Origin of the sequence: Psychrobacter sp. 1044 (genome assembly GCF_904846525.1) — a bacterium.
GTDB lineage: Bacteria > Pseudomonadota > Gammaproteobacteria > Pseudomonadales > Moraxellaceae > Psychrobacter.
Genome location: NZ_CAJHAZ010000010.1, coordinates 108,604 through 123,380, shown reverse-complemented (window position 1 = coordinate 123,380; position 14,777 = coordinate 108,604). Strand labels below are relative to the sequence as shown.

General features: G+C 43.3%; 15 protein-coding genes. 10 read left to right on the top strand and 5 right to left on the bottom strand.

Translation table 11 applies throughout. The annotated features are described in order from the left end of the window. Positions 1-32: 32 nt before the first annotated feature. Complete coding sequence (locus JMX82_RS08830; protein ID WP_201540250.1) at positions 33-311, top strand: DUF4031 domain-containing protein; 279 nt, start codon at positions 33-35, stop codon at positions 309-311. A gap of 110 nt (positions 312-421) precedes the next feature. Here the strand turns inward: JMX82_RS08830 and JMX82_RS08825 are convergent, their stop codons facing one another. Both JMX82_RS08825 and JMX82_RS08820 read right to left on the bottom strand, forming a co-directional pair. After that, on the bottom strand, positions 422-940 hold the full coding sequence (locus JMX82_RS08825) for a DUF302 domain-containing protein (RefSeq protein ID WP_201540249.1): 519 nt from the start codon (positions 938-940) through the stop codon (positions 422-424). Between the two features lie 173 nt (positions 941-1,113). Continuing rightward, entirely contained in the window at positions 1,114-2,007 is an 894-nt protein-coding gene (locus JMX82_RS08820; protein WP_201540248.1) for a LysR family transcriptional regulator, read from the bottom strand. A 191-nt stretch (positions 2,008-2,198) separates the two neighbouring features. Between JMX82_RS08820 and JMX82_RS08815 the strand changes: the two genes are divergently transcribed. After that, the gene (locus JMX82_RS08815) at positions 2,199-3,323 is read left to right on the top strand and encodes an S-(hydroxymethyl)glutathione dehydrogenase/class III alcohol dehydrogenase (protein ID WP_201540247.1); all 1,125 of its coding nucleotides are present in this window, start codon (positions 2,199-2,201) and stop codon (positions 3,321-3,323) included. A 107-nt stretch (positions 3,324-3,430) separates the two neighbouring features. Here the strand turns inward: JMX82_RS08815 and JMX82_RS08810 are convergent, their stop codons facing one another. Beyond that, complete coding sequence (locus JMX82_RS08810) at positions 3,431-4,126, bottom strand: haloacid dehalogenase type II (protein WP_201540246.1); 696 nt, start codon at positions 4,124-4,126, stop codon at positions 3,431-3,433. Positions 4,127-4,183: 57 nt separating this feature from the next. Continuing rightward, the gene (locus tag JMX82_RS08805; RefSeq protein ID WP_201540245.1) at positions 4,184-4,852 is read right to left on the bottom strand and encodes a DsbA family oxidoreductase; all 669 of its coding nucleotides are present in this window, start codon (positions 4,850-4,852) and stop codon (positions 4,184-4,186) included. Positions 4,853-5,206: 354 nt separating this feature from the next. Here JMX82_RS08805 and nfsB point away from each other — a divergent pair, with 354 nt between their 5' ends. The 8 genes from nfsB to JMX82_RS08765 all read left to right on the top strand — a co-directional run bounded on the left by nfsB (position 5,207) and on the right by JMX82_RS08765 (position 13,761). Beyond that, positions 5,207-5,863 (top strand): oxygen-insensitive NAD(P)H nitroreductase, encoded by a 657-nt coding sequence (nfsB, locus tag JMX82_RS08800; protein ID WP_201540244.1) that lies wholly within the window; start codon positions 5,207-5,209, stop codon positions 5,861-5,863. A gap of 299 nt (positions 5,864-6,162) precedes the next feature. After that, positions 6,163-6,810, top strand: coding sequence for a 2Fe-2S iron-sulfur cluster-binding protein (locus JMX82_RS08795; RefSeq protein ID WP_201540243.1), 648 nt, complete (start codon positions 6,163-6,165; stop codon positions 6,808-6,810). Continuing rightward, positions 6,807-7,799 (top strand): FAD binding domain-containing protein, encoded by a 993-nt coding sequence (locus JMX82_RS08790; protein ID WP_201540242.1) that lies wholly within the window; start codon positions 6,807-6,809, stop codon positions 7,797-7,799. The genes JMX82_RS08795 and JMX82_RS08790 overlap by 4 nt, the downstream gene beginning before the upstream one ends. Positions 7,800-7,801: 2 nt before the next feature. Then, positions 7,802-10,261 (top strand): xanthine dehydrogenase family protein molybdopterin-binding subunit, encoded by a 2,460-nt coding sequence (locus JMX82_RS08785; RefSeq protein WP_201540241.1) that lies wholly within the window; start codon positions 7,802-7,804, stop codon positions 10,259-10,261. A 126-nt stretch (positions 10,262-10,387) separates the two neighbouring features. Then, the gene (locus JMX82_RS08780; protein ID WP_201540240.1) at positions 10,388-11,770 is read left to right on the top strand and encodes an XdhC family protein; all 1,383 of its coding nucleotides are present in this window, start codon (positions 10,388-10,390) and stop codon (positions 11,768-11,770) included. After that, positions 11,767-12,507 (top strand): NTP transferase domain-containing protein, encoded by a 741-nt coding sequence (locus tag JMX82_RS08775; RefSeq protein ID WP_201540239.1) that lies wholly within the window; start codon positions 11,767-11,769, stop codon positions 12,505-12,507. Before JMX82_RS08780 ends, JMX82_RS08775 begins: the two co-directional genes overlap by 4 nt. Before the next feature lie 31 nt (positions 12,508-12,538). Next, complete coding sequence (locus tag JMX82_RS08770; protein ID WP_201540238.1) at positions 12,539-13,114, top strand: GNAT family N-acetyltransferase; 576 nt, start codon at positions 12,539-12,541, stop codon at positions 13,112-13,114. Between the two features lie 125 nt (positions 13,115-13,239). Next, positions 13,240-13,761, top strand: coding sequence for an HdeD family acid-resistance protein (locus JMX82_RS08765; RefSeq protein ID WP_087814292.1), 522 nt, complete (start codon positions 13,240-13,242; stop codon positions 13,759-13,761). Positions 13,762-14,161: 400 nt separating this feature from the next. On the opposite strand, the gene JMX82_RS08760 is transcribed toward JMX82_RS08765, so the two are convergent. Then, a complete protein-coding gene (locus tag JMX82_RS08760) occupies positions 14,162-14,776 on the bottom strand; it encodes a hypothetical protein (RefSeq protein ID WP_201540237.1) in 615 nt (204 codons plus the stop codon). Position 14,777 lies beyond the last annotated feature (1 nt).

The following is a 14,777-nucleotide window of genomic DNA, read 5'->3' as shown; positions in this document are numbered from 1 at the left end:
AAAAAGTTAAGGATAATAAAGGAGACGGTTCTATGGCGATATATGTGGATTTTATGCAGATAGAATTTAAAGGCTATAAGTGGTGCCACATGCTGGCAGATACCCTGCAAGAGCTGCATGATTTTGCCGCACTAATTGAAGTGGATAAGCGCTTATTCCATCGAAACGCCAGCTATCCGCACTATGACTTCACGGTACAAATGCGAGAAATAGCGATTGAATATGGGGCTATTCCTGCTGGTCGAAAAAAGATTATCGAATGTGCAAAGAAGTTAAAAATAGAGCTACACGATCTAAACAGCGCTATATGAGCAAGTAGCACAGTCTGAAGATTGCTAATACGTTAATTTTTTAAAGGCAAATAAAAGGTGGGAGTGCTTTTGCATTCCACCTTTTTTTTGTTCAGGTTTTCATTTATAGCTTATTTTGCAACTGCTGCTTTACTAACGCTATCAAGGGCTTTTGCGATATTCGCCAATTGGGTATCACAACCCTTTATATTATGGCGGTCTTTGAGATATTCAGGATTATTGTACGACAACCAAACTTTTTTATCAGCATCTTCACTGATGAGAATTTTTTGCGGCAAATCGATAGCGACGCTTTGCTCGCAATTCATCAATGGCGTACCCGCTTTTGGATTACCAAACATAATCACTTGCGTCGGTCTTAATGTTAAATCGACACCTTGGGCATTCTTCTGATGATCGACGCGTGCAAATACTTTCATACCTTTGCTTTCAATAACTGCCGCCAGTTTATCAGCAGTATCTTGCACGGAATGATTGCTTTGCATCGTAACCAAGCCTTTTTCGGCATCGATAGCAATCATCGTTGCTGGCGTTGATGGTGCTTTGTCCGGCGCGTTTAAAATATTTTCAACACTGGCGCAGGAAGATACGGCCAATGCTAGGGCAGCGATAGAGATAATTTTAAGCATAAAAAGTCCTTTTATTGTCATTGTTTATTCAGCACATGATGGCTGGCAAGATCGAATATTTAGTGTGAGCCATGATATTCCTTGTGCTTAGTAGCATTGTGCGTAATAAACCACGCATAGTAAAGCCTCGCATTGCAACACACCTTAAAAAATGCCTAAGCCAAAACGCATAGCTAAACCAAATGCTCTGCTAGATAATCAACGAGCAGTCTAATCTTTGGCGATAAATGACGGTTGTGCGGATATATGGCCCAGATACTTTCTTCAGGCTCTCGATAGTTATTCAATAAGCTGACCAGCTCACCTGATGCTAAGTATTTTTGCACATAATAATCAGGTAGCTGGACGATACCCAGACCTTTTAACGCCGCATCGACTAGACTGTGACCGCTGTTATATTGGACACTGCCAGACACGCGCAGGTTTTTTTCTTTATCAGCATTTTTTCCAGAATCTATTTTTCCATCTTCTATAAAGTGCCAATAGTCACGCGTGCCAAGTAAGCAGTTATGCTGACTCAGATCGCTCAAAGAATGTGGTATGCCGTATTTTTCGAGATAAGCAGGCGCGGCACAGACGAAATTGGTACGACGGCTGAGCTTTTTTGCCATCATCGTCGAATCGCTTAATTTGCCGATACGAATCGCCAAATCATAACTGCCATCAATGAGGTCGATTTTTTGATTGCTCAAAAACGCCGTCACTTCGATATCGCGATATTGCACCATGAAATCATTGACCAGTGGCAATAATTGCTGCTCGCCATAAGTGACAGGAGCGGTCAGTTTAATCCTACCTTGCGGCTTTGATTGTAAGTTGCTCACTGCTTGCTCAGCGGCATCCAATCCATCGAGCACACCGCGGCAGTGTTGATAAAACACGCGACCTTCTTCAGTCAGCGATACCTTACGCGTCGTGCGATACAGCAGTTTAATATTCAATCGTTTCTCTAAAGCGCTTATCTGTCGACTGACTTGCGCGGTCGAAATACCCAATTCTTTTGCCGCCCGCGTAAAGCTTTCGTAATCTGCTACATAAACAAATTCGCTAATACCATCCCAGCGCATGATTATTACCACTGTGTAAAAGATATTTGCAAATATAGCACATTGTTATTGCTATAGAAAAAACTATAATAGTCAGTATAAAGCTTTACAGGCTGCTACAACTGCCGCTTGCCTCCATTCAACAAGCAAGATAAGCTGAATAGAGGTCTGCGCTTAATAACCCATAAAATGAATTAAAAAGAGAGATAACGATGTCAGATAAATTTATTAAATCAAAAGCCGCCATTGCTTGGGGCCCAAATGAGCCACTATCTATCGAAGAAGTGGATGTCATGCTGCCCCGTAAAGGCGAAGTATTGGTAAAAATCGTGGCAAGTGGCGTCTGTCACACTGATGCATTTACTTTATCTGGTGAAGACCCAGAAGGGGTATTCCCAGCGATTTTAGGTCATGAAGGTGGCGGTATCGTTGAGCAAATCGGCGAAGGCGTCACCAGTGTGCAAGTTGGCGATCATGTCATTCCTTTATACACAGCAGAATGTGGCGAATGTAAAATGTGCCTATCAGGCAAAACCAACTTGTGCTCAGCGGTACGCGAGACCCAAGGTAAAGGCTTAATGCCAGACGGCACCACGCGTTTTTATAAAGATGGTGAGCCAATTTATCATTATATGGGCTGTTCAACCTTCTCTGAATATACGGTGTTGCCTGAGATTTCTTTAGCGAAAGTGAACAAAGAAGCCCCACTAGAAGAAGTCTGCTTATTGGGTTGCGGCGTCACCACGGGTATGGGTGCGGTCATGAATACGGCAAAAGTTGAAGAGGGCGCCACGGTTGCTATCTTTGGTCTCGGCGGTATTGGACTGTCAGCAGTCATCGGTGCGGCAATGGCAAAAGCCAGTCGTATCATTGCTATTGATATCAACGAGAGCAAATTTGAGCTGGCTAAAAAGCTTGGCGCAACCGACTGCATCAATCCAAAAGATTATGACAAGCCAATTCAAGAAGTCATCGTTGAATTGACCGATGGCGGCGTCGATTATTCATTTGAGTGTATCGGTAACGTCGATGTCATGCGTTCAGCGCTTGAGTGCTGCCATAAAGGGTGGGGCGAGTCGGTCATCATCGGTGTCGCTGGTGCTGGACAAGAAGTCTCTACGCGCCCATTCCAGTTAGTGACTGGTCGCGTCTGGCGCGGTTCAGCATTTGGTGGCGTAAAAGGTCGCAGTGAATTACCAGGTTATGTTGAGCGTTATTTGGCTGGTGAAATCCCACTACAAGACTTCATTACCCATACCATGCCATTAGAAGACATCAATGAAGCGTTTGATTTGATGCATAAAGGCGATAGTATCCGTACGGTTATTCATTTTTAAAAATCATTATTAATAATAGTGATTATAGATTTAGCCTTATAAAATAGCAGTATGCTAAACCAAAAACGCCGTCCTTATATAGGGCGGCATTTTTTTTGCATTGGCAATTATTTTTTAGTGGAAAAAATTATTTGTTCGGCAAGCGTGGTTAGATCTGCTGCGACAAAGTCCGGCGCTGGAAGGTTTGGCGCTGATAGTAAAGCATTGTGCGGTCGCGTGAGAAACGCCCCTTGGCAGCCAGCCGCTTGCGCGCCAATCGTATCCCAAAGATGACAAGCGACTAGGCATAAATCTGACAACTCAACAGACAGCTCCTTAGCGACCATTTGGTAGGTTTCAGGCGCAGGCTTGAACTTTGCAACCTGCTCAACACTAAAGTGCTGTTCAAAAAAATGGCTGATGCCGGCTTTTTCAAGCGGGGTCGGGGAAGCGCTATTTGCTGAGTTGGTCAACGTCACCAGTCGAAACCCTGCCTCACGCAGCTTGGTTAATGCTGGAACTACATCAGGGTGAGCAGGCATTTTGCTCATACGTTCTTTTAATTCGTCGACATCACTATCTATCAGCCTAACGTTATGAATATCAGCGGTCATCTGTAAGGCACTGACGCCAAGCTCGCCAAAAGGCGTATAAAGTCCTGATAACGTCATGGTTTGCGAATATAGCACCAATTGCGCAAACCATTCTCTTAGTAGTATTTTATTGCCAAATAGGCGAGAAAATAATGGCTCAAGAATGGTAATGTCGAGTAGCGTCTCATTGACATCAAACACGATAATAGGGAGAGACTTATCAGAGAACATAATAGATCCTTTTTTGAACAGCTAAAGAAACCTTGCCAAAAAACCTCGTCAGGAAAACTAGTCTGGCATGTTAGCCAACTGCTGCAAGATATTTTTGAAATTTTCTACGCCTTGTGCACCACTAACCAGATGACGCTTATTAAAAATTACCGCTGGTACGCTTTGAATGCCTTGTTGTTGCCAATGTTGCTCTTCTGCGCGCACCTCTTTAGCGAACCTCTGGTCTGCTAATACGGCTAGCGCCTCATCACGATCTAGTCCAATCTCTGCTGCGATATCAGCAAGCACGGCATTGTCAGAAATATTGCGACCATTGGTAAAATGAGCGATGAATAACGCCTGCTTTAAGTCATGCATGCGACCTTGCTGATCTGCCCAGTGCAGCAATTGATGCAAGTTGAACGTATTGTGCATACGCGTGTCATCGTTAAAGTTAAACGTAAAGCCAACCTCATTACCCGCTTCCATTAATCGAGCACGGCTAGCATCAGATTCTTGCTTACTCGAACCATATTTCTCCATAATATGTTCACGCATATTTTGTCCTGCGCTTGGCATATTTGGATTAAGCTCAAACGGATGCCAGTGAATCTCGTGTTCGGTGTTGGTTTGCTTGAGAGCTTCTGTCAGCTGGCGGTAACCAATGACGCACCAAGGACAAACAACGTCTGAGACGATATCTATGCGTAGTGGCTGCTCTGAGGATAACTGCTTTGAATGTTCCATATCTATCTGCCTAATTCAGTATTCATTTTTTATATAAGCTGTCTGTGGTCGACCGCCTTATAAATCAATGTTCATTATCAATGCTAATTAACTAATGCTAATTAACTAATGCTAATTAACTAATGCTAAGAGAATGAGGGAACAATTACAATATTGTCTAAGTTACTGTTTAATGAGTGTCCGTCTAATAAGTATCTGCTTAAATAACTGTTCAAATGGCGGCTCAAATAACTCAGCGATGCACTGAATTATCAGCAACTTAATAACAAAATAAGTGACTACTTAACCAATCTGTAACGGTCATCAAACGGGTTTTTGCTTAAAGTGGCGGTACTAAAAATCTTGGAGTCATAAATGAAAAATATCACTGAAGCCATGAACTGGCGTTACAGCACCAAAGAGTTTGATGCCAATAAAAAAATATCAGCAGCAGACTTTCAAAGTTTAAAGGATATCCTACGACTTAGCCCATCAAGCACCAATATCCAACCTTGGCATTTTGTGATCGCTGATGATGAGGCTGGCAAGGCACGTATCGCAAAAGGTACGCAAGGGATGTTTGATTTCAACACAGCAAAGGTGAAAGATGCCTCTCACGTTATCATTTTCTGTAGTCGTATCTATGCTGATGATGAATTTTTGCATGAGGTATTGGATAAAGAAGAGGTGGATGGCCGCTTCGCAGAACCAAAATTCAAAGAGCAAATGCATCAAGTGCGCAAAATGTTTTTGGACATTCGCCGTTATGAGCAAAAAGACGAGCCACATTGGCTGGTCGAGCAAGTGTACCTAAATATGGGCGCATTATTACTGGGTGCTGCTACTTTAGGCATTGATGCCGTACCTATGGAAGGCGCTGATCTAAAGGCACTCGATGAAGAGTTTGAGCTACGTAGCAAAGGCTACACAGCTGTTGCCGTTATCTCACTGGGTTATCGTAGTGAAGATGATTTTAATGCCGATTTGCCAAAATCTCGATTGAGTGAAGCGAGCATAATTACTAAAGCGTAATGCTCGACTGGTATTTTTAACTGACTATATTGAACTCAAATAGCGTTATAAACGGCATGTTTATAGCGCTATTTTTTTGCTAATAAAATGAGTTTTTGAGTTTCATTTATAAAATTGATGGTGAATAAGCGAGATAGAATAGTGAGAAGTAAAGTTTTCATAGATTAAAAACTACACTGTAATAACTACAAAGTGAAAACAAATCGACATTTCTAATAAGTCATAATAAATCGATTGGCGCGACTTTTAAGGAGCGTTTAACCCTATTTTTTATGATTATCTGCCAGCGAGAAGCCAGCATGTCTACCTTGAACTTAACCATTAATAAGCAAGATTATCAGCTCGACAATCTTGATTCACGCACGACCTTACTCGATGTCTGTCGTCAGCACCTTAAAATTACGGGGCCTAAAAAAGGCTGTGATCATGGTCAATGCGGCGCTTGTACCATACTTATCAATGGGCGTCGGGTCAATGCCTGTTTGACCTTGGCAGTTATGCACGATGGTGATGACATTACCACGATTGAAGGTATTGGCATGCCCGAATCATTATCGGAGCTACAACAAGCCTTTAAAGATAATGATGCGTTTCAATGTGGTTACTGTACCCCTGGGCAAATTTGTTCAGCAACAGCGCTGATCGATGAGATTAAACAAAACTGGCCCAGTCATGTCACTACAGATTTGCAAAATCCTGATGGATTGCTGCTTCAAGAAATCGCTGAGCGTATGAGTGGCAATATTTGCCGCTGTTCTGCTTATCCCAATATTATTAAAGCCATCTCACAAGTACTAGAAAATGAAATGAATGATTCATCTAAAACTGACGCAGTACAAAAATCAGAGGTGACGGGTATTTGGTCGCCACCACCTAGTGAAGCGCAGCTAGGTAGTCAATCTATGAAGAATAAGGCGGCAACTAGCAGGTTAGGAGATCGCTCATGAAACGTTTCGAGTATAGCCGTGCTACCGCGCCAAAGCAGGCAGCCCAATCTGCTAGTGTAAAAGACGCCTCATTTATCGCAGGGGGTACCAACCTTTTAGATTTGATGAAGTTAGAGATTGAAACGCCAATTAAGCTGGTGGATATCACTCGCTTAGCATTAGCTCAAATTGAGAAGACTACAGATGGTGGCCTACGCATCGGTACGCTAGTGACCAATAGCGACTTGGCCGCGCATCCTGAGGTTATTGCCAATTACCCAGTGCTATCACGGGCGATTTTGGCAGGTGCGACGGGACAGTTGCGTAATAGAGCGACGACGGGCGGTAATCTATTGCAACGTACTCGTTGTTATTATTTTTATCAGACAGACAGCGCCTGCAATAAACGCAACCCAGGTTCTGGTTGCCTAGCGATAAATGGTGAAAATCGTACCTTGGCAATTTTAGGTACTAGCGAGTCCTGTATTGCCCAGCATCCATCTGATATGGCCGTCGCGATGCGCTTATTAGATGCCACTATTGAGACGTTAAAAAGGGATGGTTCAACGCGTAAAATCGCGATTAAAGACTTTTATTGTCTACCAAAAGATACGCCACATATCGAAAACGTTTTAGAGTCTGGTGAGCTTATCACTCATGTTGTGTTGCCAGCGCTCATCAAAGGCATGCACACTTATGACAAAGTGCGTGATCGCGCGTCCTATGCTTTTGCCTTAGTGTCTTGTGCATCAATCATAGACGTGACTGATAATGGGCGTTTGGACACAGTGCGCTTAGCATTCGGCGGTATTGGTACTGAGCCATGGCGCAACGAAGCCGTTGAGGCATTGCTGACGGGTACTGATGGCAATGAAAATGTCATCAAACAAGCAGCGGAATTATTATTAAAAGAGGCTAAAGGTAGTGGTCAAAATGATTTCAAAATACCGCTGACTCGTCGTCTACTTAAACAAGTTATTCAACGCGCATTAGCGGGCAAGGGAGCATAATCATGTCGTTATTGGATTCAATATTACCAGCAGAACCGACCAAAAAAATGATGATGAATGCGCCTGTCGAATCACTTTTTGATAAAACAGCGAGTAAATTGGTGGGTAAGCCAATCAACCGTGTTGAAGGGTCACTAAAAGTCAGTGGTCAAGCACCTTATACGGCAGAGATTTATTTAGACAATCAAGCCTATGGTGTCTTGGTGAGTGCAACCATTGCTAAAGGGCGCGTTAAGCAAATTGATAGCAGCTCTTTAGAGGGTGTTCCTGAGATTATTAAAGTGGTGACCGATCCTGAGCACTTTTTACGCAATGCCCAACAAGGCGGTGCAACCAAATCACCTAAGCAAGGCGTTAGTGAAATTTTTTATCATGGTCAGCCGATCGCGGTTGTCATTGCTGAGACGTTTGAGGCGGCGACCGAAGGTGCAAAAGCGCTCAAAGTGACTTATGAAGATGAGACTAATCAGGCGGCATTGAACTTTACGGCAGAGCTACCAAATGTTCATGACGTTAATGAAAAAAAAGGTTCGGATAAAAATTCAGAAAAGGGTAATCCAGAACAAAGCCTCGCAAATGCTGCGGTAACCCTTGACCGCTTTTATCATACGCCAAGTCAAAACAGCGCAGCGATGGAGCCTCATGCAACGCTTGCTCACTGGGAAGGTGAGAAGCTGATTATGTATTCGTCTAATCAAATGCTGTCCTCGTGCAAAAAGCAAATCGTGGATGCATTGGATTTGGATGCAGATAATGTGCAATTAATCGCTCGTTATGTCGGTGGCGGTTTTGGTAGCAAGCTTGGGATTTCTCCAGAATCGATAGCCGCCGCACTCGCCGCAAAGGACTTGGGTCGTCCCGTGTTAATTACCATGACGCGCCCGCAAGTGATGGAGGCGACGATTAGACGCTCAAACACGCGTCAACGCATCGCAATTGGCTGTAGTGAAGACGGTATTATTGACACCATGATTCATGAGACGGTCTCTAGTAATTTGCCAGGAGAAGCCTTTTTTGAGCCAGCAGCGCTCTCTACGCATTATCTGTATCGCGGCGACAATCGCCGAGTCAATTACCAACAAGTAGACATGAACCAAGTATTGTCAGGCTCGATGCGTGCCCCTGGCGAAGCAGTCGGACAGATTGCCCTTGAGTGTGCGATGGATGAATTGGCAGAGCAACTCAACCTAGACCCTGTCGAGCTGCGCCGTCGCAATGAGCCTGAGCAAGATCCTAGTAAAGACATTCCGTTTTCAACGCGTAAGCTTATCGCTTGTATCGATCAAGCGGCTGAACAGTTTGGCTGGAATCAACGCAATGCTAAGCCTGCCACTCGCTTAGAAGGTGATTGGTGGGTGGGTATGGGTATGGCAGCGGCAGCTCGCGGCAACAGCTTAGCGCCATCAGAAGCACGGGCGACCCTGCAAATAGATAACTCAAAAGCACTGGGCGTGAAGGCGGTAATCGAGACAGACATGACCGATATCGGTACAGGTTCTTATACCGTATTTACTCAGGTTGCTGCAGATTTATTAGGGCTACCAATAGATCATATTGAAATGAAGCTTGGTGATACCAGTTTGCCACCTGCGGTAGGCTCAGGGGGCAGTATGGGCGCTGCCAGTTCAGGCAGTAGTATTTATCTTGCTTGTCAGCAGCTACGTGAGATGATCGCAGAAAAAGTCGGTCTATACCCTGACACCATTCAGCTGGATAACGGTCAAATTAAGCAGATAGGTGAGCATGATGCTAATTTGGTAGAAACAGTGGTAGAAACCGTTATAGAAGCAGGAAAAGAAAAAGTAGCAGGTTTGGGCGATAACATCGTAGATAAAGTGGCTGATTTAAAAGATAAATTAGCTGAAATAACGGGAATCTCACTAACTGAATCGAAAGAATATGACTTTAGTAATTTCCAGACTCATTCATTAGCCGGTATTGTCGCTCAATATGATGACCAAAAAGTCAGTGCAAAAGGTCAAATTGCACCGGGTAAAAATGCAAAAAGTCATCGCCAAGCGTCATTTGGTGCTAACTTTGCCGAGGTCGCTGTACACCGAGTGACTGGTGAAATACGCGTTAAACGTATGATTGGTGCCTTTGCAGCAGGGCGTATCCTCAATCACAAAACTGCGACCTCACAGTGCTATGGCGGCATGGTATTTGGTATTGGTTCGGCATTGATGGAGCAGGTGATTCACGATAAGCGTGACGGTCGGCTATGTAATCATAATCTTGCAGAATACCATGTCCCAGTCAATGCGGATGTTCCTCAGCTTGATGTTATCTTGGTAGAAGAGGACGATCCGTACACCAATCCAATGCATATAAAAGGTATTGGGGAAACGGCGATTGCAGGTGCTGCCGCTGCTATTGCTAATGCCGTTTACAACGCCGTGGGTGTACGAGTTTATGACTTTCCTATTACCCTCGACAAATTACTTTATGAGCTACCAGAATAGGTTTTTAGTCAAATAGATGGACAATATAAACCCGCTAATTGTAGTCGTTAGCGGGTTTTATAAGTGGGCTATGATGGATATAGACCGTATATAGACATCAATGATAGAGAGTATATAAGAGGCGTTATGAATCAAATTGCTGATATTCTTAAGCTGGCACGCGAGGCTCAGCAACAACAGGTTGACGCTGTACTAGCAACCGTCGTGCGTACCGAAGGGTCAGCCTATCGCCTCGCAGGCGCGATGATGCTCATCTGTGAAGATGGTCGTTCGGTCGGGATGATTAGCGGCGGCTGCTTGGAGCCACATATTATCAAACGTGCTTTCTGGCTCACGCGTGATGGTGCAAACGTGCAAGTTTACCAAACGGGTGACGACATCGAATATGCTGAAAATGGTAATGTGCCAGCGAGCATATCAGAAGATGATTTTGACTTTGATAGAGGTAGTGATATTAAAGGCATAGATAATAAATACGATGAACAAGATATTGACTCGGACGAATTGAATTTTGGATTAGGCTGTAATGGGCGCGTACACGTGTTGTTTGAACGGTTGGCAACGGCAATGCCTTTGTTAAATGTCATCAGTCAGGTTCGTCAGTCTCAGCAGCCAGTAACGGTAGCAACTTTAATTCGCTCTACAATCCATTTTAATAACCAAAATAATCCAAACTCTGAACTTCAAATTGGTTTGCGTCTTAACCTAGACAATTATATCAAGTTAGGAAAACTCACCGCTATCGACGCTAATAATTCAGGTAAAGTGGTATCTAATGCTTCAAGCACAGTTATCCATGCTGTTGACGTATTAGCGAAATATCAAATATTTGATAATAGTGCTAAATATATTAAAGTGGATGGCGAAGACGGTACCACAGAGTGGTTTGTACAAAGACTGGAACCACAGATACGTTTGCTGATTTGTGGTGCTGGCAATGATGTGATGCCGCTAGTTACGATGGCAAAGCTACAAGATTGGCATGTGACAGTGGTAGACAGTCGAGTGCAATATGCCACGCAGCGGCGTTTTCCTCAGGCAGATAGAGTGATGGTACTGGCGTTAGATGATAGTGACACTTTACTAAAACTAAGTAAAAATACCGCCGTTGCTTTGATGTCGCATAGTCTCAGCCAAGACCGTGCTCGCCTTGGCGTATTATTAGAGCATGCTAATCACTATAAATATCTTGGACAACTAGGACCACGCTACCGTACCGAGCGCTTAATCGAAGAAATTAGTACAAAGCTTACAAATCCTGCCAGTTTAAACCTAGGTATCAAAAAACTGCATTATCCGATTGGTTATAAGCTGGGCGGAGATGGACCTGAAGCCTTAGCACTGGGTATCATGGCACAAGTCAATGCGGTCGTGCACAATCAAAACCTATCAGCAGAAAACTCAGACACTCATCTTTCAAATACTAACTTTACAACGCTGTTTTCTACGCATATTGATTCTATAGAGACGACTGCGACAAGTGCTCGTGCCGCGATAAATTTATCATGAGCCGCGACGCATCTATTTTAGCATCTACGCAACTAAAGCCAATAAATCTATCAAAGCCACCAAACCATGTGGTCATTATTTTGGCCAGTGGACTGAGCCTGCGTTTAGGTCAAGCAAAACAGTTACTGTGTAAAGATGGCGAACCCTTAATTTGCTTCATGACCAAACTCGCACTTTCTACAAAACCGCAAGCAATTATTATAGTCATTCCTGATAATCAACCATCAATAGCCAGTGCGATGAATGAATTGGCTTTTCAGTACTCTATGATTCAAATGGTCGTAAATCCCACGCCTGAAATAGGTATGGCGTATAGTTTGAATTTGGCTATTGAGGCGGTCACGCAGTTAACAAGCTCATTAATCGAGCGCGTCGTCATTATGGGTGTTGATCAAGTTTTACTCGATGAGCAGCATTTGGCAAAACTGCTGGCAGATAAGCGGTCTGTAGTGGCAAGTACTTATGGTAGCTGGCAGCATTCAAATAATATGAATTTAAATGAAACGTCTGCTGCCACTGCATTAAAGCAAAATATTATCGGACTACCTTTAACGATTGATTCTGATTTACTCAGAGAGTGGCAAGCATTGCTGGTAGGCGATAAAGGGCTGCGTTATTTAATTAGAGGTTTGCCGCCCAGTCAGATAAGTACCGTTGTTAGTAATCAACTGAGCTATGATATCGATACTCCTGAGCAACTTGCTCATGCCAAGCAACAAGGCTGGCTGGATAAATAGTATCAACAGTGTCAATCCATAAGTGATAAAAATGATAAATGTGATAGAAACAGAACGTCTTTACCTTAGGCAATGGCAAGCAAGTGACTTTGCTGTTTTTGCTGAAATAAATGCTGATCCTAAGGTAATGAAGTATTTCCCCAAGTTATTAACGCCTAAAGTAAGTGACATCATCGCTAGTAAATGCCAGCAGCTTATCGCTAATCAAGGCTGGGGACTTTGGGCAGTATGTTTAAAAAATAGCACCAAAACATATGATGATTTTATCGGTTTTGTTGGCTTGAATGATACTCACGCAGATATGTCTTTTGCCCCTGCTGTCGAGATTGCATGGCGACTACATAAAGATTATTGGGGACAGGGTTATGCTACCGAGGCGGCACGTGCGGCGCTGAATTTCGCTTTTACTGAGCTGTCGCTCGATGAGGTTGTGTCATTCACAGCGGTTATCAATAAGCGCTCGCAATTGGTTATGGAGCGCCTTGGCATGATGAATACCCGCTCCAACTTCTATCATCCAGCCCTTGACCCTAACCATCGGCTGGCTGAGCATGTACTTTATAACATGACGCGGCAACAGTGGAACAATCAGTTAGCAGGCTTGTGACCACAAATCAATGCCCACACTCTGATATTAACAGGACTACTCGAAGATATTACTACCGTTATACAACATAAGGTAAGGTTTGCGATATAATTTATTTTCTATTAAATGTAAAATAAGGTCGTCTTATGAATCGTACATTATGGTTAGTCATTGGCATCATTAGTATTCTTGGCGGTATCTTTGCATTTTTTAATCCTCTTAGCGCCACTTTGGCCGCTGAGCAGTTAGCAGGTTTTATCTTCCTTTTAGTGGGTGTTTTACAGTTTATTGCCTTGTTCCGAGCACATAGTACTACTGGAAAAGTGCTGGCTGCCATCGGCGGTGTACTTGGTGTATTGATTGGTATTGAATTATTACAAGATCCGTTGCAAGGCATATTAACCTTGACCATGGTAATTGCTATTTTATTTATGGCAACAGGTATAGTCAGAGTTGTTGTTGCTTTCGGTCTACGTCGGACAGTGGCTTTTGTCCCAATATTACTCTCAGGTCTGCTCTCGATTATATTGGCTATCATGATATTTACCAGTTATCCGCAGTCAGCGACGTATATTCTTGGCATACTGTTAGCCGTCGAGTTGATATCTAACGGCATATCATTAATTATGTATTCACGTATACAATCAATTGTGGTGCGCAATATATAAGTTTAGCTATATAGTCAGAGCATTTTTAAACCGCTACGGTGTTACCCGCTCTAGATGTACTCAGTGTACTATCTGCGGTCGGTCGCCTTGTAGCGATTCTAAAATTCCTTGACTATAGCAATAAACAAAAAAGACGCTATTTACAGCGTCTTTTTTTTATTTCATAATTTATTTGAATATGACATCTTAACCATGCGTAAAGCCTAAGTGCAATTTGTAATACCTTATCCTTGTATACAAATCGTATTAAATCGGCTACAGCAGAAGATGAAAGAAAAAAAGATATTGAAAGTAAAGCAGATGTGAGAGATTGAAAGAAGTGCGCTTAGTTTGATATAAGCGCACTGGTCAGCAGCGTGTCATATTGATATTTAATGGTATATCAAGTGGTTTGGTTGAATTAGCTAAGAAATCTTAAGCCCGACGTTTTCAATGCCCATACCATCTCAACAAAGGCGCGGCTATTAGTTAAAGGCTCGCCATCGATGATGAGGGCGTAACCTGAACCGTCAATCCATAAGAACACAAAGCTGGTCTCAGGAATCAATAAGTCAACTTGTTGAAAAAACGAGATGGCTTGGCTTTCAACCGCCCAGCCGCGTTGTTTTTGGCGAATCATAAAACCTGAAAAGTCAGCAGCTGCAACACTTAGCATGTCCGCTTCTTCTTGGCTGTAACCGATTCGTGCTAGGCAAAACCCTTCATCAGAGCCAATAGCGGCACGGCGTTTACCAGATAAGCTGGCAACCACATACGGTAAAAACTGGTCTAACGGCAGATTGGGTGCGGGTAAAAACAAAGATAGCTTTTCAATCCAGCCATGTTCTATAAAGCTCTGTAGCCATTCGTCAGAATAACGTTCAAGCCAATCAGCGGCGAGCAATGTCTGCCCATAGGACATTAAGTCTTGTAATGACAGCTGTTCATCAGTGGGCTCACTTTGTGAAAATGCCTCAAAAATACCGGCTGGAGTGAGGGTTAGATACGTTTTATCAGCATTTAAGTAAGAGGACATA

Excerpts from the sequence above, each read along its gene's own strand:
- JMX82_RS08830 (WP_201540250.1), top strand. The coding sequence starts at position 33 with ATGGCGATATATGTGGATTTTATGCAGATAGAATTTAAAGGCTATAAG.
- JMX82_RS08825 (WP_201540249.1), bottom strand. The coding sequence starts at position 940 with ATGCTTAAAATTATCTCTATCGCTGCCCTAGCATTGGCCGTATCTTCC.
- JMX82_RS08820 (WP_201540248.1), bottom strand. The coding sequence starts at position 2,007 with ATGCGCTGGGATGGTATTAGCGAATTTGTTTATGTAGCAGATTACGAA.
- JMX82_RS08815 (WP_201540247.1), top strand. The coding sequence starts at position 2,199 with ATGTCAGATAAATTTATTAAATCAAAAGCCGCCATTGCTTGGGGCCCA.
- JMX82_RS08810 (WP_201540246.1), bottom strand. The coding sequence starts at position 4,126 with ATGTTCTCTGATAAGTCTCTCCCTATTATCGTGTTTGATGTCAATGAG.
- JMX82_RS08805 (WP_201540245.1), bottom strand. The coding sequence starts at position 4,852 with ATGGAACATTCAAAGCAGTTATCCTCAGAGCAGCCACTACGCATAGAT.
- nfsB (WP_201540244.1), top strand. The coding sequence starts at position 5,207 with ATGAAAAATATCACTGAAGCCATGAACTGGCGTTACAGCACCAAAGAG.
- JMX82_RS08795 (WP_201540243.1), top strand. The coding sequence starts at position 6,163 with ATGTCTACCTTGAACTTAACCATTAATAAGCAAGATTATCAGCTCGAC.
- JMX82_RS08790 (WP_201540242.1), top strand. The coding sequence starts at position 6,807 with ATGAAACGTTTCGAGTATAGCCGTGCTACCGCGCCAAAGCAGGCAGCC.
- JMX82_RS08785 (WP_201540241.1), top strand. The coding sequence starts at position 7,802 with ATGTCGTTATTGGATTCAATATTACCAGCAGAACCGACCAAAAAAATG.
- JMX82_RS08780 (WP_201540240.1), top strand. The coding sequence starts at position 10,388 with ATGAATCAAATTGCTGATATTCTTAAGCTGGCACGCGAGGCTCAGCAA.
- JMX82_RS08775 (WP_201540239.1), top strand. The coding sequence starts at position 11,767 with ATGAGCCGCGACGCATCTATTTTAGCATCTACGCAACTAAAGCCAATA.
- JMX82_RS08770 (WP_201540238.1), top strand. The coding sequence starts at position 12,539 with ATGATAAATGTGATAGAAACAGAACGTCTTTACCTTAGGCAATGGCAA.
- JMX82_RS08765 (WP_087814292.1), top strand. The coding sequence starts at position 13,240 with ATGAATCGTACATTATGGTTAGTCATTGGCATCATTAGTATTCTTGGC.
- JMX82_RS08760 (WP_201540237.1), bottom strand. The coding sequence starts at position 14,776 with ATGTCCTCTTACTTAAATGCTGATAAAACGTATCTAACCCTCACTCCA.